The sequence below is a fragment of the Pyrodictium brockii genome, assembly GCF_055379715.1.
On sequence record NZ_AP042401.1, the window covers coordinates 1,082,071 to 1,101,258 of the forward strand.

Annotated in this window: 17 protein-coding genes and 1 tRNA gene; 9 read left to right on the forward strand and 9 right to left on the reverse strand. The window is 66.2% G+C overall.

Going from position 1 to position 19,188, the window contains the following annotated elements:
* The first annotated feature begins 373 nt into the window (after positions 1-373).
* From ACZ42Y_RS05905 to ACZ42Y_RS05925, 5 genes are all read left to right on the forward strand, one after another.
* Entirely contained in the window at positions 374-883 is a 510-nt protein-coding gene (locus ACZ42Y_RS05905; RefSeq protein ID WP_464735267.1) for a cytochrome ubiquinol oxidase subunit I, read from the forward strand.
* Positions 774-2,165 (forward strand): cytochrome ubiquinol oxidase subunit I, encoded by a 1,392-nt coding sequence (locus tag ACZ42Y_RS05910; RefSeq protein WP_464735268.1) that lies wholly within the window; start codon positions 774-776, stop codon positions 2,163-2,165. Before ACZ42Y_RS05905 ends, ACZ42Y_RS05910 begins: the two co-directional genes overlap by 110 nt.
* A 136-nt stretch (positions 2,166-2,301) precedes the next feature.
* Positions 2,302-3,537: a cytochrome ubiquinol oxidase subunit I gene (locus tag ACZ42Y_RS05915; RefSeq protein WP_464735269.1), complete on the forward strand. Its 1,236-nt coding sequence runs from the start codon at positions 2,302-2,304 to the stop codon at positions 3,535-3,537.
* A gap of 281 nt (positions 3,538-3,818) precedes the next feature.
* Positions 3,819-4,658: a serine protein kinase RIO gene (locus ACZ42Y_RS05920; RefSeq protein ID WP_236698141.1), complete on the forward strand. Its 840-nt coding sequence runs from the start codon at positions 3,819-3,821 to the stop codon at positions 4,656-4,658.
* Positions 4,589-5,221 carry a KH domain-containing protein gene (locus ACZ42Y_RS05925; RefSeq protein ID WP_058370838.1) on the forward strand — a complete coding sequence of 211 codons (633 nt, stop codon included), beginning with the start codon at positions 4,589-4,591 and terminating at the stop codon, positions 5,219-5,221. The genes ACZ42Y_RS05920 and ACZ42Y_RS05925 overlap by 70 nt, the downstream gene beginning before the upstream one ends.
* 139 nt (positions 5,222-5,360) lie before the next feature.
* Here ACZ42Y_RS05925 and ACZ42Y_RS05930 read toward each other — a convergent pair whose 3' ends face one another.
* Positions 5,361-5,705 carry a translation initiation factor aIF-1A gene (locus ACZ42Y_RS05930; protein ID WP_058371408.1) on the reverse strand — a complete coding sequence of 115 codons (345 nt, stop codon included), beginning with the start codon at positions 5,703-5,705 and terminating at the stop codon, positions 5,361-5,363.
* Positions 5,706-6,174: 469 nt separating this feature from the next.
* Here ACZ42Y_RS05930 and ACZ42Y_RS05935 point away from each other — a divergent pair, with 469 nt between their 5' ends.
* The gene (locus ACZ42Y_RS05935; RefSeq protein WP_058370837.1) at positions 6,175-6,636 is read left to right on the forward strand and encodes a hypothetical protein; all 462 of its coding nucleotides are present in this window, start codon (positions 6,175-6,177) and stop codon (positions 6,634-6,636) included.
* A gap of 240 nt (positions 6,637-6,876) precedes the next feature.
* Here ACZ42Y_RS05935 and ACZ42Y_RS05940 read toward each other — a convergent pair.
* The 3 genes from ACZ42Y_RS05940 to ACZ42Y_RS05950 form a co-directional block, all read right to left on the reverse strand.
* A tRNA-Pro gene (locus tag ACZ42Y_RS05940) sits at positions 6,877-6,993 on the reverse strand.
* Positions 6,994-7,795: 802 nt separating this feature from the next.
* Positions 7,796-8,326: a dCTP deaminase gene (dcd, locus tag ACZ42Y_RS05945; protein WP_464735270.1), complete on the reverse strand. Its 531-nt coding sequence runs from the start codon at positions 8,324-8,326 to the stop codon at positions 7,796-7,798.
* Positions 8,327-8,390: 64 nt separating this feature from the next.
* Positions 8,391-9,113: a biotin--[acetyl-CoA-carboxylase] ligase gene (locus ACZ42Y_RS05950; RefSeq protein ID WP_058370834.1), complete on the reverse strand. Its 723-nt coding sequence runs from the start codon at positions 9,111-9,113 to the stop codon at positions 8,391-8,393.
* A gap of 141 nt (positions 9,114-9,254) precedes the next feature.
* On the opposite strand from ACZ42Y_RS05950, the gene ACZ42Y_RS05955 reads away from it, so the two are divergent.
* Together ACZ42Y_RS05955 and ACZ42Y_RS05960 are read left to right on the forward strand one after the other, a co-directional pair.
* The gene (locus tag ACZ42Y_RS05955; RefSeq protein ID WP_464735271.1) at positions 9,255-10,739 is read left to right on the forward strand and encodes an acetyl-CoA carboxylase biotin carboxylase subunit; all 1,485 of its coding nucleotides are present in this window, start codon (positions 9,255-9,257) and stop codon (positions 10,737-10,739) included.
* Positions 10,711-11,175, forward strand: a complete 465-nt coding sequence (locus ACZ42Y_RS05960) for an acyl-CoA carboxylase biotin carboxyl carrier protein subunit (protein ID WP_058370832.1) — start codon at positions 10,711-10,713, stop codon at positions 11,173-11,175. The genes ACZ42Y_RS05955 and ACZ42Y_RS05960 overlap by 29 nt, the downstream gene beginning before the upstream one ends.
* Here ACZ42Y_RS05960 and ACZ42Y_RS05965 read toward each other — a convergent pair.
* Both ACZ42Y_RS05965 and ACZ42Y_RS05970 read right to left on the reverse strand, forming a co-directional pair.
* On the reverse strand, positions 11,172-12,728 hold the full coding sequence (locus ACZ42Y_RS05965; protein WP_058370831.1) for an acyl-CoA carboxylase subunit beta: 1,557 nt from the start codon (positions 12,726-12,728) through the stop codon (positions 11,172-11,174). The two genes, ACZ42Y_RS05960 and ACZ42Y_RS05965, sit on opposite strands and share 4 nt — an antisense overlap.
* Before the next feature lie 30 nt (positions 12,729-12,758).
* Entirely contained in the window at positions 12,759-13,871 is a 1,113-nt protein-coding gene (locus tag ACZ42Y_RS05970; protein ID WP_058370830.1) for a M42 family metallopeptidase, read from the reverse strand.
* Between the two features lie 93 nt (positions 13,872-13,964).
* Between ACZ42Y_RS05970 and ACZ42Y_RS05975 the strand changes: the two genes are divergently transcribed.
* The gene (locus ACZ42Y_RS05975; protein ID WP_058370829.1) at positions 13,965-16,121 is read left to right on the forward strand and encodes a GNAT family N-acetyltransferase; all 2,157 of its coding nucleotides are present in this window, start codon (positions 13,965-13,967) and stop codon (positions 16,119-16,121) included.
* Between the two features lie 730 nt (positions 16,122-16,851).
* On the opposite strand, the gene ACZ42Y_RS05980 is transcribed toward ACZ42Y_RS05975, so the two are convergent.
* From ACZ42Y_RS05980 to ACZ42Y_RS05990, 3 genes are all read right to left on the reverse strand, one after another.
* On the reverse strand, positions 16,852-17,532 hold the full coding sequence (locus ACZ42Y_RS05980; protein WP_464735272.1) for a VTT domain-containing protein: 681 nt from the start codon (positions 17,530-17,532) through the stop codon (positions 16,852-16,854).
* Between the two features lie 187 nt (positions 17,533-17,719).
* Complete coding sequence (locus ACZ42Y_RS05985; protein ID WP_236698139.1) at positions 17,720-18,244, reverse strand: Mut7-C RNAse domain-containing protein; 525 nt, start codon at positions 18,242-18,244, stop codon at positions 17,720-17,722.
* A 108-nt stretch (positions 18,245-18,352) separates the two neighbouring features.
* The gene (locus ACZ42Y_RS05990) at positions 18,353-19,162 is read right to left on the reverse strand and encodes a CBS domain-containing protein (RefSeq protein ID WP_464735273.1); all 810 of its coding nucleotides are present in this window, start codon (positions 19,160-19,162) and stop codon (positions 18,353-18,355) included.
* Between the last annotated feature and the right edge of the window lie 26 nt (positions 19,163-19,188).

Genomic DNA, 19,188 nt, shown 5'->3' on the forward strand with positions numbered 1-19,188 from the left:
GCTAGGGTATCTGTTTTCCTCACCCCTGCCCCTCTAGCCCCGGGCTCCTTGCCCAGGCCCGGGAGGCCCTAGGGTGCTGTCCTAGGCCTCTACTGCCCCCTTCTAGTGCCGGGACGCCTCTCTGGAGGCCCCCGGGGGAGAGGCTCACCTTCTAACGTGTACAGGGTGATGCTGTGAGCCGGGCGTTTTGGAAAATTATGTACAATAACATGTTTGATAGAGCGGCTTCGCGTGGCGTTTCAACAAGCATAATACACGATTCTACTCTATCATAGTACAAGTAACAGTTATGTTTAAAATAGGGCAACCAAGACTTTTCGTACGTAAATGGTGCATTGGAGAAAAGGGAGCGGTATGAGGAGGGGCTGCGGCCATGGCAGGCGTTGCATACTGGTCCGGGTACCCTCTGCCCGGTATGAGGCTACTGTCATTCATTGGTGTCGACTTCCACTGGGATATACTGCAGTACGTGCTCGGCCTGCCATTCATGACGTTCCTGGCGCTGCTGCTCTACCTGCGGAGCCGCGACGAGGACTGGATGAGGCTAGCCAGGACCCTAGCCAAGGGCTTCATACTAGTGTTCGCCGTAGGCGCTGCCACGGGCACCGCCAGCGAGTTTGGCCTAGTGCTGCTGTGGCCCAACCTGACGGAGGCGGCGGGCCGCTACATCTACTTCCCGCTATATATGGAGATATTCGCCTTCATGATGGAGGTAATATTCCTCTACATGCTATGGTACGGCTGGAATAGGATATCTCACAAAGGCTCTAGCGGTGGTGGCATTCTTCGGCTTCCTCGGCGCCTGGTACAGCGCCAGCATGATTATCAGCGTGAACAGCTTCATGGTGGCGCCCACCGGCATACTACCCGCCTACGAGCCTGACGGCACCTACCTCTACAGCCAGGGCTACCCGAAGCTGGCCATCTACCTGCCCAAGGATGTGGCCAAGCTACTTGACATAAAGAAGCTGGCGGCCGCTGGCGTCGAGGTGCTCGGCGACGCAGGCGACTCCTATAAGGTGGCGATACCGGTTAGGGTCGTGCAGCAGCTAGTGCGCGAGGCCTTCACCGGGGTGGCGCTCAAGGACAGCATACTCGTCAAGGGCGGCTTCGTCAACGTGAAGGCTGTGGAGCAGCTGTCCCCAGAGCAGCTCCGTCAGCTCGCCGAGCACCTAGGCCTGCCGAGCAGCAGCCTGCTAGCCTCCGGCAGTGATCCGGTCAAGACGCTGCTGCAGGTGCCGGTGTTCAATGTCCTAGACTACATAGTGATGACCACTGTAAGGCGTGTAGGCTACATGTCCATAACCTTCAAGAGCCCTGTGTACCTGGCAAGCATAGCCCATACCCTGGGCGCCGGCCTCACGGTGTCCGGCTTCACCGTGATGGCTGCCTACGCCCTCCGGCTTCTAAGGATGCCGGAGAACGCTGACCCCAGGTACCGCCGCTACGTCGAGAAGGCCTTCAAGTTCGCCACAATATTCACGCTGATAGCGATAGTCTACCAGGGCTTCATAGCGGGCCACCTAATGGGTGAGGCGGTGGCCGAGTACAACCCCGAGAAGTTCGCCGCCATGGAGGGTACCAGCCAGCACATACTGAGCCTCTCAAGGCTACTAGGCACTGATAAGATAATGCCGCTTATAGCCTACGGCTCTATGAACGCTAAGCTGCCCGACTACGACAAGATACCCAGGGACTACTGCATCTGTAAGCTGGCAAACACGCCGCCGGTGCAGGACTGCAGGCCGCCGATAATGATCCACTACATCTACTACGCCAAGGTAGGGCTAGGGATACTGCTCGGCCTCTACGCAGCCCTCATGACCCTGGTGGTGCTGCGCGACCGCTGGGGCTTCGCGGACGCGCTGCTCAACATACTGCGTATACGCGGCAAGTACCCGAGGACGCTGCTAGCCTCCGCCATAGTGGCTGCCGCCGTGGCGCAGCTGGTGAGCACCATGGGCTGGGTTGTCAGGGAGGTTGGCCGCAAGCCGTGGAGCATATACGGAATGATGACTGTCGACGTTGCCGGCACGGCCAACCCGCCGCCGGCATGGGAGCTGGGCCTAGTGGCTGCCTACTTCCTCATAATGCTTGGTGCCCTGGTGTACGCGGTATACAGGATACTCTGGCTGCCCGGCAAGCCGGAGAAGTTCACGGCCTAGCGCCTCACCAGCCCTTGACGCTCACTCTTCTTTTTACTACTTGCTATAGCTGCTCTATGCATTGAGCCTCTAACGTATATTTTTTAACACCCTAAATATGCTAGATAAGTGTGTAGCCATGGAGAGGGGAGATGGGATGGTAGGGATAGCGCCAGCCTTCCTGGCAATAATGTTCGGAGCCCACATAGTGATGGTTAACCTTGGTATCGGGCTGGCCTGGCTGGTGCCCTACCTGAAGTGGAGGGCTGACCGGGGCGAAAAGGAGCTGGAGGGGCCGGCGAGGGAGCTCATGAAGTTCTACGCCGCCACATACGGTGTCGCGGGCGTCTTCGGCACAGCGTATACAGTGTTCCTGCTGAGCTACTACCCCAAGTTCCTGGGCTTGGCCGGCCATATAACGCTGATACCCTTCGGCATAGCGATACTCGCGATAATACTGCACTTCTTCAGCATAGCAGCCTTCTGGTACGGCTGGGACCGCTGGAGCAGGGCCGCTCACCACTTCATAGGCCTGCTGCTCGGCATCTCGGCGCTTCTAATACCCCTAGGGTTCCGCGCCGTCTTCGCATTCCTCAACATCCCGGCCGGCCTCGGCTACGACCCGGTGCACAACAAGTTCTACCTCGACGTCGGCGCCGCCCTGACCAAGAACCCGACCTACTGGCCGCTCTACCTGAAGAGCATAGCAGCGGCGTTCGCTGCCACCCTAAGCGTTGTGGCGGGCGCATACGCCTACAAGGCGTTCTTCCGCGCCAAGAGCGAGGAGGAGAGGAGGGCCGCGCTCCGCGTGGCGAGGATGACAGCCACCCCCGCCATAATAGCGCTGGTTATAACAGCCCTCTTCGGCGTCTGGTACGCTGTATCCCTGCAGAACGTACCCTATAAGTTCAACAACGTGTTCGCCAGCCTCGGCTGGAAGACTGCTGACGGCAAGGTCTACTACAACATGTCCTGGCTCTTCGTGCTTAAGATGGTGTTTGCCAGCATACAGCTGATAGCCCTGGCTGTCGCTATACCCGCGCTGGCCGCTGGCAGGATGAGCCCCGGCAAGGCCAGGTTCCTGCTGCTCGGCGGCATACTGGGCTTGCTCACCATACTGGCGGGCGAGTACCTCAACGCGTTCAGCCAGTACCCGTTCTTCATAGCGGTCTGGCCCGACGTGCTGACCGGCAGGGTGCCGGTGTCGGCTCTGCCGCAGTTCGGCATACAGGTGCTCAAGGAGGCCCTGCCCAGGGTTGTCGAGGCTGTGAACTCTGTGGTGCTGCTAGACGATGGGCCCACGGTGAAGAGCATACTCGCCAGCATGGGCATCGAGAAGTACTTCAGCCTACAAGAGGTTACCAACAGCATAGCCGCGATAAGGGAGTGGTAACTATGACTGTAGTATTCCTATCGGCGCTGGCGATCGCACTAGTGTACCTCTTCTACGTGCTACTGGCCCCGGAGAAGCCCAGGCAGGAGCAGCTGGCAGCAGCCAAGTCCTAGGAGGAGTGGGGCCAGTGGCCGCTGGACCTCTAGCCCCCCTTTTCCTACTCTGCGCCCCCCAGGGTGCTCCACTCTTCTTCCGCTCATGCATGGTAAGGGATAGGAGGGGCTGCACCACCAGTATCCCCCGCGGGCGTCTCTGGCGGGTGCCGGGCCTGCAGCTGGCTGGTGGAGAGGGGTGTTGCTGGGCTGGGTGGTAGGCGGTACAAGCGGCTGAAGGATAAGGACCTCTTCGAGACCGTGGAGGAGGTCTGGGACCGGCAGACGCTGCTAGCAGCCTACGAGGTCATGAGGAGGCTCCGGCTCGACCGGTTTGCAGGCGTGCTGAGCGCTGGCAAGGAGGCCCGGGTCTACCGCGCAGTGGGCCGGGATGGGCGCGAGTACGCTGTAAAGATATATCTCACGGTCACAGCGGAGTTTAGGAAGAGCATCCAGAAATACCTGCTCGGCGACCCCAGGTTCGAGAACGTGGATACCAGTAACACGAAGAAGCTGTTCTTTGCCTGGGCCCGGAAGGAGTACCGGAACCTCCGGAGGATGTACGAAGCCGGGGTCCGAGTCCCCAGGCCCTACCTGGTGTACCAGAACATTATCGTGATGGAGTTCCTGGGCCGCGGGGGGCTGAGGGCGCCCACGCTGCACGAGATAAGGCACGAGCTGGACGCGGAGCTGGCCGAGAGGCTCGCGCGGGAGGCGCTGGAGCAGTACATGAGGATCTACTGCTGTGCCAGGCTTGTCCACGCGGACTACAGCGAGTACAACCTAGTCTACTTCGACGACCGGCTCTACGTGATAGACGTGGCGCAGGCTGTGTCGCTGGAGCACCCTAACGCCCAGGACTTCCTGCGCCATGACATAGAGAACATATACAGGTTCTTCGCCCTCCAGCTAGGAGTGGAGCTGCCCGAGCCAGAGGAGCTGGTTAGGCGGGTGGTAGCATGCAGGACACAGTGCCCCGGGAAGGAGAGGAGGGAGGACAGGGGGCAAGGGCAGCGCCAGGCCTCCTGAGGCTCTACGCGCGGCTACCCCCGGACCGGATAGGGGTGTTCATAGGGGAGGGCGGTAGGGTCAAGACGGAGGTGATGAGGAGGACCCGGACGAAGATAACGGTTGACAGCAGCACCGGCATGGTCATCATCGAGCCCGAGGCGCCGGACGTGCCGCCCTACATGGTTATGAAGGCCCAGGAGGTGGTGCGCGCCATAGCATACGGATTCAGCCCGGAGAAGGCTATGAGGCTCCTCGAGGACGACCAGGTGCTCGTAGTCATAGACCTCAAGCAGTACGTAGGCGATGCACCCAACCACCTCCAGAGGGTCAAGGGGAGGATTATAGGGGAGAAGGGGAAGGCCAGGAAGACCATAGAGGAGATGACCGGCACATACATATCGGTCTACGGCAATTACGTGGCGATTATAGGGGACTTCGAGACGGCGAACATAGCCAAGCAGGCTATAGAGATGCTTATCCAGGGCAGGCAGCACAGCACAGTATACAGGTTCCTGGAGCGCACAATGTTCAGGCTGCGCAGGACCCGTATGACGCAGCTCTGGGAGCCGCCCCAGCCCTAGCCCCCATCGGGCGTGAGGAGGGCCAGGATAGCCGACCCTCCAGTGGAGGCACAGCCTCCAGGAGCAGGGAGGGGATGAGGTATCTCCTGAAGGCCGAGGCCCCCCTTGGGTAAAAACACTGCTCCCCTGCTCCAGGCTTCTATGCCAGCTCCTCGGACAGTTCGAGCAGCTCCTGGGGCACCAGGCCCTTCTCGACCAGCTTCCTCAGCTCCTCCTTAGTGTAGCGGTACACCACGTCAGCCCGGTCGGGCTTGAAGTCCCAGGGCGCCGCCAGCACTATGTCGCCCTCCCTCATCCACATGCGGCGCCTTAGGCTGCCCGGGATCCTCGCCTTCCTCTCCACGCCGTCCTGGCAGCGTATCAGCAGGTGGTCGGCGCCCAGCACCCTCACCACGACGCAGAGTATGGTGCCCTCCTCCTTGCTGGGCAGGGGGATCTCCTTCCTGCTTTCCTCCCCGCCGCCTTTCCTCCTCTTCTTCGCCAGGGCAGCCTCACCCTTCAACCCTTGCCTACGCCTACACGCCCCTGATTGGTATCCTAAGGAGCCTGGGCGCCGGGGCTCTATTAAGTAGATTAGGCCCTCCCCGGGGCCCCCTGGGGCCGGCCCGGGGTGGCTGGGAGGCTTCTGCTCCTCCGCGTATTCCTGGACACCGGCAGCCTGCCCGGGGGAGGCTACTACTCCCCACTCCACCGGGACCTGGGCTGCGCAACCCTCATCCCGGTGCCCGAGACCCTAGCGGAGAGGGCGAGCCCCGACACCCTCCCCTGGCTCGCCAGGGACCAGTGCACTGGGAGACCCCCTGGCAGGCTTCCTCCCCAGCGACGCCTGGTGGCTGCTCCACAACGATCCCCGGCTGGACCTCGGCTTCTACACCGACTACCCCGCGCCCCGGGGCAGGCTGCCCCGGCGGCTGGGGAGGGGCGACGTAATCGGCTTCATAGCGGGGCTCGCCGTGTACGCTGAGGGCTTCTGGAGCAGGCCCAGGAGCCTGGGGGAGATACGCCGCGCCTTCCGCCGCGCAGCCGCCGAGGGCAGGGCGGGGGTCTACCTGGTGGGCCTGCTAGAGGTCCGGGAGATCCTCGACGCCTCAGAGCAGGGCTGGGCCGCGATACTCCAGAGGCATCCGGAGCTGCGCCACAGCCCCCACCTGCTCCGGCCGGGGGACAGGCCGGCGGCGGTGACGGGGAGAGGCCTCCTCGTGCACCCGCCGGCACCACTCTCCGAGCCCGGGCCGGGGCCCCAGGCCCAGAGGCCAGCGAGGCTGCTCCAACGCCTCCTGGGGGCCAGCGCGGCGGAGGCCCTCGCTAGGGGCAGGTACCGGCGCTCAAGGATCGTGGACCGGAGCCTGGACGAGGTGGCCGAGCTGCTCCGGGAGGAGGGCCACCGGGTCCTGGAGCTCTCCACGCCTGCCTAGGGGCTAGAGTACGGGGGGATGGAGGCGCCTGGGGAAGCGGGCTAGGCACGCACCTCCGCCACTATCGCCTCGGTAGTGTACTGCACGAGGTGTGTAATCGCCGGCAGCCCATAGAGAAGGGTTAGGAAAGTCCGGAGTACTACGTGGTGTGATTGTGAAGTGTCTTGTGAAGTCTCCTAGGCCGCTGTGCTTTCCGGGGAACGCTGGGCCCTGTAAGGCCGGGGGACTCCCCGGAGAGAATGGTGGGGCCGCCGGGATTTGAACCCGGGACCACCAGCGCTCTGGCGCCCGCCCCCGCGCCGGGGGCGGCGGGGTGCGTCCCCAGGCTGGCATCCTACCAAGCTAGACGACGGCCCCGCCCAAGCCCGTGTTAGAGTATCGCGGAGCTCCGGGCCGGGGTTTATTTAGACTACTACCCTCGGCGTGTTTTGCCGACGGCTTCCAGAAGGGCCGAAGTTTAATGTCTTTATAGGGCAGTTCCCACCAGTGTGTGCCAAGGGGGCCTGCCAGAGGCGGAGCCGGTAAGGAATGCCGCCGACGTCGTTAAGAGGCTTAAGGAGAAGCTTAGAGAGCTCAACATGGATCCAGGCTGTATATCCATAGGTGGCGCTGGTGAGAGAAACAGCTTATGGGTTATAGAGTTAACGTGTTCGAGAGATACGTAGCCGAGGACGGAAGGATACCGTCTCTTAAGAGCAGGTTCCTGCTCGCCGGGGTTGCTCTACGAGCCTCGTAGACACGCCGGCTCTCTACGAGAAGCCGCTGCGCAGACGCTACATCCAATACGGGGAGCTAAAAACCGGAGGCGGCTTGTGAGGGCAGGCGAGCTACCATGGTCCATGGTGCTTACCATGCTCTCCATGATATCGCTGCTCCTTGGCGGCAGGCCCTGCGGCGCCACCAGGAGGCCAAGATGCTCGTAAAGACGAGGCTGGCCACGCTCTATGAGAGCCTCTATGGCAGGACCCGGCCTGCTCGTGGCCTCTTCGAGGCTCTGGAGCAGCTCCCGCCAACTTCTACCACGAGTTCCTGGACTCTAAGCAGCTTCTAGACTACCTTGGCGCCGGCGAGGAGCTTGCCACAATACTGCGCGACATGCTTTGCGTGCTTGCGGCTCGCCGGGGGCGGCTCCAGGCGAGCCCCGTGCGCGTAAACCTCTCTAATCCATCTTGGGTGGTGTTACGCCGCGCTGGCCCTGGTACTTGCCCCTGTAGGGCCTGGCCACGGGGCTGGTGGTCTTCACGAAGACTACGTGTAGGAAGCGGTGGCCGGGGTAGAGCTTGACGGGGAACCCGCCGCCCACTATCTCGACGGTGACCTGGCCGCAGAACCCCGCGTCTATCACGGTGGGCGGCACGAAGAGCCCCAGGCGTGCGAACGTGCTCCTCACGTTCACGAGGCCGACGAGGTCGTCGGGGAGGCACACCTCCTCCAGCGTGGTCGCCAGCACATGCTCCCCCGGCGCCACGACGAAGCCGTGGTCGGGGTCCACCTTCCTGCAGTCGTAGTAGGCGCTGGGGTCGATCTCCCCCCGGGTGTCCAGCGTCGGCGCGTCCCCCCGGAACCTGCAGAGCTCCCCGCCTAGCCTCAGGTCCACACCATTCTCCCTGACAGTATCCTCCGAGAGCGGCTCGATGCGCAGCAGCCCCTTATCCAGGTACCAGTATATGTCGCGGTCGGAGAGGATCACCGCCCACGCACCCCTCTACTACAGTTATCACCCTCGTGCGGGGGCAGGGCTGCTCCGGCCCCGTCTACACCCGGCTAATACCGCGGCGATGGGGTTTGCCGTCCCTGCTCCAGCCTAGCACCCGGCAGCAGTAGACCTCGCGGAGGCCGTGGGTGGTCTCCAGGAGCAGGGCCCCGGTGCCCGTGATCCCCCTCGCCACCCCTGCCGCCGGGCCCCAGGGGGTCTCCACCTCGACCCATGCGTCCCGGAGCACGTCCCTCTCCCGGGCCTCCCCGAGGCAGCGGCCCGGGTCCCGGGCGGCATCGAGCACCGCCTCCACAACGGCCAGGTATACCTCGGCCAGGGGGCCCCGGTAGCCCAGGTCCGCGAGCCTCGCGGCGCCCCTGGGGGCCTCGTTGTACACGTTGACCCCCACCCCTATCCTCAGCGCTCCGCCCCTCTCCTCCACGAGCACCCCGGCGAGCTTGCCCCGGTACGTGTAGAGGTCGTTGGGCCACTTCACCTCTATGGAGCCGGGCCCGGCGCCGGCTAGGTTCTCAAGCCGCGCGGCCAGGCAGCCGCCCACGGCCACGGGCAGCCGGGGGCCCGCGGCAGCGCCGGCGGGGAGGCTTATGGTCAGCCATGCTCCCCCACGGGGGCTTAGCCAGGCCCCTGTGCGCCCTCTCCCCCTTGTCTGCGTGAGCGCTGCTACAACGCCGGGGAGCCCGGGGGGCTCAGCGTCCATGGTGGAGGGGAGGGCGTCGTAGACCTCTATGGGGAGGTGTGTGAGGATGACGTGGAGCACCACTCTTCCCAGCCCCCCGTATATAAGCCTTATCTACGACTGCCGCCGTACACCGGTTTCGCCAGCCGCCTTAAGCTTTATATTTTTAAGTATTGGGAGCCCTCGCTCGGTTGTGAAGAATCCAGCCGCAAGGGTGCCGGCGCCGTGGCTAAGAGGGTGCTCATAGCAGCCCGCGGCGAGGTTGCCATCCGCGTCGCCCGCGCCGCCAGGGAGCTCGGCTGGGAGCCCGTCACGATCTACGAGGAGGACGACCGCGCCAGCCCTCACGTCGCCGCCGGCGTGCTCGCGCTCCCGGTTAGGAGCTACACCGACCCCGACTCGATAATAGAGGCGGCGGTGAAGGCTGGCGCGGACGTGCTCCACCCGGGCTACGGCTTCCTCTCCGAGAGCCCCGAGTTCGCCGAGAAGGTGCTCAGCGCTGGCATCTCATGGGCCGGGCCAAGCCCCAAGGCCATGAGGATGCTGGGCGACAAGACGGGCGCCAAGCAGCTGGCGGAGAAGCTCGGCGTGCCGACCCTTCCCTGGTGCAGGGCCCGGAGCCCCCGGCAGGCCGAGGAGTGCGCCAGGAGGCTCGGCTACCCCGTGGTGATCAAGGCGTCGCGGGCCGGCGGCGGCAGAGGGATGAGGGTGGCCAGGCGGCCCGGGGAGGCGGCCCGGCTCTACAGGCTCGTCTCGCTGGAGGCCGAGCTCGGCTTCGGCGGCGCCGGCGAGGTCTACGTGGAGCGCTACCTCGAGAGGCCCCGGCACATCGAGGTCCAGGTCCTCGGCGACGAGGACGGCGTGCTGCTCCACCTATACGAGAGGGAGTGCAGCCTCCAGCGCCGCCGCCAGAAGGTGGTGGAGGAGGCCCCGAGCCCGCTGGCGGAGAGGCGCCGGGGGCTGCGGGAGAGGCTCATAGACTACGCGCTCCGGCTCGCGGAGCACGCGGGCTACACCAGCGCCGGCACCATAGAGTTCGTGGTCGACGGCAGGGGCGAGGCCTACTTCATAGAGGCCAACACGAGGCTCCAGGTCGAGCACGGGGTGACCGAGGAGGTCACCGGAGTGGATATGGTGAAGATGCAGCTCCTGGTTGCGGCGGGCTCCCGGCTCCCCATAAGCCAGCGGGATGTGAGGCTCCACGGCTGGGCGGTGGAGGCCCGCGTCTACGCGGAGGACCCCTGGGCAGGGTTCCAGGCATCCGAGGGCGTGGTCACGAGGTACCGGGAGCCTAGGGGCCCCGGGATACGGGTGGACTCGGGGATAGCCGAGGGCGTCCCGGTCTCGAGCCGCTACGACACCCTGCTCGCCAAGGTGATAGCCCGGGGGATGGACCGGGGCGAGGCGGTGGCGAGGCTCCGGGCGGCGCTCGGCGACATGGTCGTAGCGGGCGTCGAGACCAACCTGGACCTCCTACGCGCCGTAGTCGATAGCCCCTGGTTCGCCGACGGCGAGTACGACACCGCCACCCTGGAGGAGAGGCTCCCCGAGCTCCTCCGCCAGGCCGGCGAGAGGCGGGCCCTGGCAGCAGCTATAGCCTCGGGCCTCCGCGGCGTGGCCCGGCTCCCCGGCCCCCGGGCTCCGGCAGCCGCATTCTCCACGGCAGCGGTGGTAACGGGCCATGGATGGCCCTGGCCGCCCTGGAGCTAGGCTGCTTGAGATCCGGGAGACCGCGCCCGGGGTCTACGAGGCCAGGCTCGAGGTCGGCGGCCGCGTTCTCACGGTGAGGGCGCGCCTCGTGGGGGATGTCCTGGAGACCCCTTACGGCAGTTACCATCTCCCCTCCCTGCTGTCCCGCGGCCACGCCGCCGGGGCGCAGAGGGGCCGCCGCAGGGAGGAGTGGCTGGTCCAGCTCGACGCCGGCGGCGTCCTCCGCGCCAAGCTCCCGGTGAAGGTTGTGGAGGTGAGGGTGAGGCCTGGGGACCGGGTCGAGGAGGGCCAGGTGATAGTCATCCTGGAGACGATGAAGATGGTTAACGAGGTCCACTCGCCCTGCAGGGGCGTGGTAGAGGAGGTGGCTGAGCCGGGCCGGGGCCTGGCCCGGGGCGAGCCGCTGGCCAGGATAAAGTGTCTGGGGGAGGGCTAGAGGGGTATGTTGCCGTGCTTCCTCCGGGGCCTCTGCTCCCTCTTCCCGAGCAGCACCGATAGGGCGTTGTAGAGCTTCTTCCTCGTCTCCCGGGGCTCTATAACATCGTCTACGAGGCCTAGCTCGGCCGCCCGGTAGGGGTTGAGGAAGGTCCTGCGGTACTCCTCGGTCAGCCTGCGGCGCAGCTCCTCCGGGTTCTCGGCGGCCGCCAGCTGGCGGCGGTAGAGGATCCTCACCGCGGCCTCGGCGCCGAGCACAGCTATCTCGGCGGTGGGCCAGGCCAGCACCAGGTCGGCGCCCATAGAGCGGCTCCCCATAGCTATGTAGGCGCCGCCGTAGGCCTTCCTGAGCACCACAGTTATCTTGGGCACAGTGGCCTCGGCGTAGGCGTAGAGCATCTTCGCCCCATGCCTTATTATGCCTCCATGCTCCTGGCTCGTCCCCGGCATGTAGCCCGGCACGTCTACGAACGTCACTATAGGGAGGTTGAAGGCGTCGCAGAACCTTACGAAGCGGGCCGCCTTGCAGGAGGCGTCGATGTCTATAGCGCCGCTCATTACCAGGGGCTGGCTGGCGACGACGCAGACGGGTATCCCGCCTAGCCTGGCGAAGGCGGTCACTATGCTGGGGCCCCACTCGGCCTGCACCTCGAGCAGGCTGCCCGTATCGAATACCCTCGCGAGCACCTCCCTCACGTCGTAGGGCTTCACCGGGTCCGGCGGCACTATCGCGTCCAGCTCCGGGTCCTCCCGGTCCACGGGGTCGCCCGTGTCAGCTATGGGGAGGGGGGCCTGGTTGTTGTCGGGGAGGTAGCTTAGCAGCCTCCGCGTAGTCTCGAAGGCCTCCTCCTCGCTGCCCGCCCTGAAGTGGGCCACTCCGCTCCTCCCGCTGTGCACCCTCGCTCCTCCGAGGCTCTCGAAGTCCACCTCCTCGCCCGTGACCTCCCTCACCACGTCGGGCCCGGTCACGAACATGTAGGTTATCCCGTCGACGACTATGGTGAAGTCCATGAGGGCTGGGGCGTAGGCCGCCCCGCCGGCGGCGGGGCCGAGGACCAGGGAGATCTGGGGCACGACGCCGCTTGCCTGGACTATCGCGTTGAGTATCCTCCCGACGCCGTGGAGCGCTGCGACCCCCTCCTGGATCCTCGCCCCGCCGGAGTCCCAGAGCCCTATCACCGGGACGCCGCTCTTCACGGCAAGCTCTATGGTCCGGACTATTTTCTCGGCGTGCATCTCGCCTATACTGCCGCCCATAACGGTGAAGTCCTGGGCGAATATGTAGACGGGGCGGCCGCCTATCCTCCCGAGGCCCGCCACCACGCCGTCGCCGGGGACACGGCTGCGATCGAGCCCGAAGAGGCTGCCCCGCGTGGAGACGAGCCAGCCTATCTCCTGGAAGCTGCCGGGGTCGAGGAGGGCCTCTATCCTCTCCCTCGCGAGCAGCTTGCCCCTCTCCCGCTGCCTCCTAGCCCTCTCCGGGCCCCCTCCCTCGAGGGCCCGCCTCCTAAGCTCCCGCAGCTCCCTCAGCCGGTCCTCGATGCCCGGCCCCATGCCGCCTTTCTCCCCGCGCACCGCCGGGGGCTAGGGCTTGAGCCTAGCCCCCCAGAGTATCTCGCGCTCATACCACTCCCGCGTCATTCTCCTCGTAGCGGCCTTCACCAGGCGGGCCGTGTACAGGGCGTCGCGGAGGCTCAGCAGCTCCACTGGGCTGTGGATGTACCTGGTCGGCACGGAGACTACGGCGCTGGGCACGCCCTCGCCGGCCAGCGCTATCGCCGCAGCGTCGGTGGTGCCGCCGGGGAGTATGCTGAGCTGGTAGGGTATCCCCTCGCTCCTGGCGGTCTCGATTAGGAGGCGGAGCATCTTAGGGTGGGCTATCAGCCCGGAGGCGCCGCGGCCGTCGGCCACGGTGAGCGCCGGGCCTCCCCCCACCACCGCCACCCGGTCTCTCGGCGCCACTCCAGGCACGTCGTTGGCGGTGGTGACGTCAACCGCTATAGCGGCGTCGGGCTGTATCTGCTGCGCCGCCACCCGGGCGCCCTTGAGCCCCACCTCCTCCTGCACCGCCACCACGAGGTAGACTGTGGGCTCGAACCCGTCTATCTCCTTGAAGGCTTTGATCAGCACGGCCACGCCGACCCTGTTGTCGAACGCCTTCCCCGTGACCCTGTCCCCCAGGAGCATGGTGGCCTCCCGGTCGAGGTCGACGGGGCTACCTATCCTCACGCCAGCCCTCTCCGCCTCCTCCCTGCTCGAGGCCCCTATGTCCACGAAGAGCTGGTCGAGCGGGATGACCTTATCCCTCTCCTCGGGCTTCATCAGGTGGGGCGGCTTGACCCCCACCACGCCGCGGATTATCCTCCCGTCGTCGGTGCGTATCCTCACCCTCTGGCCGGGGAGGACCCGCTCGCTCCACCCGCCGACGGGGGAGAGGTAGATGAAGCCCTTCTCGTCTATATCCCTCACGAAGAAGCCTATCTCGTCCATGTGGCTGTCCCAGAGCATCCTGATGCCTCCACGCTCCCCCCTCTTCACGGCTATGACGTTGCCCAGCCTGTCCACGCGGAGCTCGTCGGCAGCCTCCCGGAGCTCGTCGACCACTATCCCGCGTGCCTCGTCCTCGTAGCCCGAGACCCCGAAGGCGTCTGCAAGCCTCTTGAGGAGCCTGAAGAACTCCTCCGCCTCAGCCGCCACGGCTCCCAGGGCCTCCAGGCCTCCCCAGGCCGGGGCCCGAGCCTATTATGCCGGCCCGCGCCCCCAGGGGCCCCCGGGGAAGGGAGGGTAGGAGTGCCGCGTGTAGGCGTCTCAACGGCGCTCCGCGGCTGGCTGGATGAGCTGCGGGCCAGCGGCTACCGGGGCCTCGCCCTAGTCCACTCCGCCTCCCCGGTCTACGCGGCCGGGCTCCTGGCCAGGCTGCTTGGGGAGAGCTACAGCCACGTCACCTGCATCGCCCCGGGGGAGTACCGCCCCCTCCTCCGCGGCGACTGCGAGAGGCTCGAGAGCCCCGGGGCCATAGACAGGCTGCTGGGCACCGAGAACGATGCAGTGGTGCTCCTCATCCCAAGGCTGCTCCGCCCCAACCTCCTCGCAGCCGCGGCCGAGACGGTGCGCGGGGGAGGGGTGCTGGCCCTGGCGCTCCCGCCGCCCGAGGAGTGGAGCCCCGGGGGCGCGGGCACCGGGGCCTACCGCCGCTACCTCCTCAACCGGCTGGCCGCGGCCAGGTCCATATTCTGGGCCGACTACGACAGGGGCATAGTCTACCGCGAGGCCCTGCCCGGCGGCCGCGCCCGGGGGCCGCCGGGGCCCCAGGGCTACCAGGCGAGGAGCCCAGTCCACCGCAGGCTCCTAGAGGCGGCGGCGACCCTCGACCAGGCCCGGGCGCTGGACGAGATAGTCCTCCACTTCCGCTCCCGCGGCAGGAGCGTCCTGGTCACCGGGGACAGGGGCCGCGGCAAGTCCGGGTTGCTGGGGCTGGCCGCGGCGTACCTGGCCGCCAGCAGGATGGTGGGCTTCGTCCCAGTCACCGCGCCCCGGCCGGAGGCGGTGCAGAGCCTCTTCAGGGTGCTCGACGAGGCGCTCGACCGGCTCGGGGCCAGGCACTGGAGGGTAGAGAGGGGAGGCCTCGTACTAGGCGTCGCGGGCCCCTGGTTCCACTTCCGCTACCACACCCCGGACAGGGTGGAGCCCGGCGCCTTCACGATAGTGGACGAGGCCGCGGCGCTGAGGCCGCTCCGGCTCCGCCGCATAGCCTCCAGGAGCCCGAGGCTGCTAGCAGCCACAACGATACACGGCTACGAGGGCAGCGGCAGGGTGCTCGCCAGGATGGTGGAGGAGATCCTCCCCGAGCCCAGGCTGGTGGTGAGGCTCGAGCACCCCGTCCGCTACCCGCCGGGGGACCCGCTGGAGGAGTGGGTCTACGAGACCTTCCTCCTCCGCGCCGAGCCCGGCGAGCCCCCGCCCTGGCCCCCGGCCAGGCTGGAGCCGGTGGAGCTTGACCGCATGAGGCTGGCCGACGACTATGAGGCGCTCAGGCTTGTCTACGGGCTGCTGGTGCAGGCCCACTACCGCAACGAGCCCGACGACCTAGCGTTGATCCTCGACGCGCCCCACCACAGGCTCTACGCCCTCCTCGCCGACGGCACCCCGGTGGCTGTTGCCGACGCCTCGCTGGAGAGCTGGGACACTGCCTACGAGGCGAGGATAATGCCAGACCTCCTGGCCCAGTCGAGCCCCCTGGCCGAGAAGGCCCGGGGGGTCAGGATAGTGAGGATAGCCGTCCACCCCAGTCTCCAGCGCCGGGGGCTCGGCTCCACGCTGCTCCGCTACATAGAGGAGAGGGCGAGGGAGGTGGGCGCCGACTGGCTGGGCGCGGTCTTCGGCCGGCCCGGTGTCCTAGGCTTCTGGAGGCGTAACGGGTTCCAGGCAGTCTACGTCTCACCCCTCCCCAGCAGGGCGACCGGCGAGCACAACATAGCGGTGGCGAAGCCCCTCACCAGCCTGGGCAGGGAGCTGGTGCTCACGGCGGCGAGGGACCTGCTCCGCCGCCTCCTCCTGGCGGGCCACAGCCTCTACCGCGGCCTCCCCGTCGAGGCCTACGTGGAGCTGCTCCAGGGCTCCCCCGGGCTGGCCCAGGACGCCCTCGCAGACCCTAGCCCGGCGCAGCGCCGCCGGCTAGAGCTCGCCCTCAAGGGGGTGCTGGATGTGGAGGCCGTGCTCGACGCCCTCTGGCTCCTCCTGGTCAACCACCTGCTCCGCCGCGGGGGCCTCTGGGGCACCCCGCTGGAGCAGCGGGAGCGCCTAGTCCTGGCGGCCAGGGTGCTGCAGGGGAAGACCATGAGCGACATAGTGGCGGGGCTGCGCATCCCCCTGCAGGAGGCCAGGAGGGCCCTGCGCAGGGCCCTGGAGCTGCTCGCGGGCCCCGCCCAGAGCGGGGAGCCGGGCTAGGAGGCCCCCGCGGCGCCGCCCTCTGGCACGCGCCGGGAGGCATGAGGGGGCAAGGATAGAAGAGCCCTGGCCTCCGGGAGACCCTCGCGGAAGGTGGTGTCTTGCAGGCACCCGCCGCTCTGGGCGTCTCCATGCTTATCGGGCTGCTGGCCTCCGCCGCGGCGGGGGCGGGCTGCGGCCTCCACGTGGACGTGAAGACCCTGCTAGTGGAGCCGATGCCGGGCGTGGCCATGGGCTATAGGGTGCTCGTGACGGTGTGCACGGCGGGCGGGCAGGCCCCCAGGCTGGAGGCCAGGATGGGCCCCATACCGGTGCCCCTCCACGTCGAGAGGCTCAACGCCACCTGCATAGCCGCCTACACGGAGCCCGCTATCCCGCTCGGCGAGAGCCTAGAGATCATCGCCGGGTCCGGCGCCTGCCGGCGGGTGTTCATGGTGAGCCCACCAGCCCCTCCACCCCCGCCGAGCCTCCCCGAGGCCGGCGAGGAGGCCAACGAGACCCCCTTAACGGAGCCCCTGGAGCCCCTTCTGAGGCTGCTCAACCAGACCGGTATCCGCATCCCCTTCGGCGGGCCCCTCCCCCAGGGAGGGGTGGGGAGCGGGCCGGCGGCGGGGAACGGGTCCACGGAGAGCGGTGGGGCGCGGCACGCGGGGCGCCCGGGGAGCCGGGGGCGCGGCGCCGGGCTGCTCCTGGCCGTCTCGCTGGCCGGCCTCGCGCTCGTGCTCGCCGACTACCTTGTGGACCGCCTAGGCGGCCGCCCTCCCCATGCCGGGCTGCGGACCGGGAGTAGGGCTAGGAAGGCCTGCTTGATCATCTCTATGAACGCGGGTATCACGCCCTTCTCGTCATAGACTTCTATTATCTTATTCCAGTTCATCCTCACTATGACTATCGACACTATTATGCTGGCCACTATGAGCCCGGCTATTGTCTCGGGGTTGAAGCCCCCCTCGGAGCCCGTGAGTGAGGCCACCACGTTGCCGAGGAGGACGGCCAGCGACGTTATGATTATCTTGCCCAGCGTCACAGCTATGAAGAAGAGGAGAGGGTTGTAGCCGGCCACGCCGACGGGTATGTAGAGCACGTCATCGGGGAGCGGGAGGGCGGCAAAGAGGAATATGGCTATAAACATGCCCTTGTTGAAGACACGGGCGAACAGCTCCACGTTCTCCCGCGCCCGCTCGGGGAGCACCTGGTGGACGCCGCGGCCGAGCATGTAGACTACGACCTTGCCCAGGCCGGCCCCCAGCCCGCCGGCGAGGGCGACGAGGATCTTCTCGTAGACGCTGTTGAGGGCGGCGCCGTAGCCGGCTATAACCACTAGGTAGGGCACAGTCATGTACGGGATGGCGTTGCTTACGAACGCTGTCAGGAAGGCGCCGATTGCTGCGCCGTAACCCGCCGTCAGCAACTCGAGGGACCCGAGGATATTCATTCCTGCTCCACGCTCCCCACGCTGCTGGCAGGCCTCTCTAGGCTCATGGACCGGGAGACGTTAGCTAATTAGAGCAGGCCTCCAGGGGCTAGATAGCCCCGGCGGCGGGATGGGGACTGCAAACGCGGCTTAGCCGGAGAGGGGTGCTGAGGCCCTCGATCGCTCACCGCCGCCTGCTCTCCCTGAGCCTCTCGGCCCAGCGCCTCGCCTCCCCGAGCGTCCTCTCTATCCCTCTCCAGTGGCCGCCCCTCCAGTAGACCTGGCCGCAGCCCGTGCAGACCCAGAACTCGGTGTAGGACTCGTAAACCCTCGGCGGCACCCTCCCCCTGACCTCCTCCCTGGAGGCCAGCCGCAGGGGGCTGTTGCAGACGGGGCACCTGCTCCTCCCCGGGTCTACCTCCAGAGGGACGCCGTAGCGCAGGCTTATCAGGGCCAGCGCCCTGGCCAGGTCCTCGCCCACCAGCACGGCTTCGAGGCCCCGGCGCCTGGCACGGTTGTAGAGCCCGCGGTCCCTCGTCACTATTATTCGGCGGCTCTTCTCGGCCTCCTCGAGTATCCTGGAGTCGTGCCAGCCCCTGGCGTACAGCGTGTCGCAGCCCATCATGCGGAGCCAGCGGGCCAGGTTCCCCAGCATAGAGTCCACTATGAACCTGGCGGCCCTTAGCCTCGCCTCGAGCCTTGGCGCCAACTCTGCAGCGCCCCGGGAGGCCTGGTCGCTAGCAGCTGCGGGGTGTATAACGTCTAGGCGCTCCGGGGGGAGGGGCGGCCCCGGCCCGGGAAGAAACCCTTCGAGAGGCTAGCGGCCCCTGGAAGCCACGAGCTTTACGAGCTCGTTCAGAGTAATTATGCCCACCAGCCTGCCCTCGTGCACGACCACGGCCCCCTTAGACTTCTTAGCCTCCATCTTCTCGAGAGCCTCAGCCACGCTGCTGTCCGGGGACACCGTGGGCGGCCTCAGCCTTATTATGTCGTCCACCAGCAGGTGCTCTATACGCTCCTTGCGGTACTTCTCCGGCACTATGTCGTGGAAGGCTAGGAAGGCGTCGGCAACCTCGTCGGCGGTTACGTATCCCACAAGCCTCCCCTCCTCGTCGAGCACCGGTAGGAAGAGTATGTTGTAGCGCAGCAGCAGCTGCCTGGCGTGGAGCACCTTGTTAGTGGTCCTCAGCACCTCCGGCACGGTAACCATAACATCCACTGCCTTCACATCCGGGGCCAGCTCGTGGACGAGCCTCGCCACCTCCCAGCGCGTTATGAGGCCAACAACCCTGTCGCCCTCAACAACGGGGAAGCTCCCCACGCCCTCCTCTATCATCCTCTGCGCTATGCTCGCGGCATCCTCCTCCGGGCCAGCGGTCTTCGGGTCGGGCGTCATGAAGCTCGAGACGTGGAGCCTCCCCACCACCAGGTTGCGGGTCCGCAGCGTAGCCAGCTTCATCATTATATCCTTCTTCGTCATTATGCCCACGAGCTTCTCGTCCTCGAATGCGAGCACCCTGTCGCTATCATGCTTCCTCATAACCCTCACGGCCTGCTCTAGGGTCTCGTCCTTATCCACGGCCGGGTACCGTGTATTCATTATATCACGGGCCTTCCACTCCACCATCCCGGTACGCCTCCAGCACTGCACGT

What these genes read in the sequence shown, in the direction of transcription:
- ACZ42Y_RS05960 (WP_058370832.1), top strand. Translation starts at nt 10,711, where the DNA reads ATGGATGGCCCTGGCCGCCCTGGAGCTAGGCTGCTTGAGATCCGGGAG.
- ACZ42Y_RS05925 (WP_058370838.1), top strand. Translation starts at nt 4,589, where the DNA reads ATGCAGGACACAGTGCCCCGGGAAGGAGAGGAGGGAGGACAGGGGGCA.
- ACZ42Y_RS05915 (WP_464735269.1), top strand. Translation starts at nt 2,302, where the DNA reads ATGGTAGGGATAGCGCCAGCCTTCCTGGCAATAATGTTCGGAGCCCAC.
- ACZ42Y_RS05990 (WP_464735273.1), bottom strand. Translation starts at nt 19,162, where the DNA reads ATGGTGGAGTGGAAGGCCCGTGATATAATGAATACACGGTACCCGGCC.
- ACZ42Y_RS05905 (WP_464735267.1), top strand. Translation starts at nt 374, where the DNA reads ATGGCAGGCGTTGCATACTGGTCCGGGTACCCTCTGCCCGGTATGAGG.
- ACZ42Y_RS05965 (WP_058370831.1), bottom strand. Translation starts at nt 12,728, where the DNA reads ATGGGGCCGGGCATCGAGGACCGGCTGAGGGAGCTGCGGGAGCTTAGG.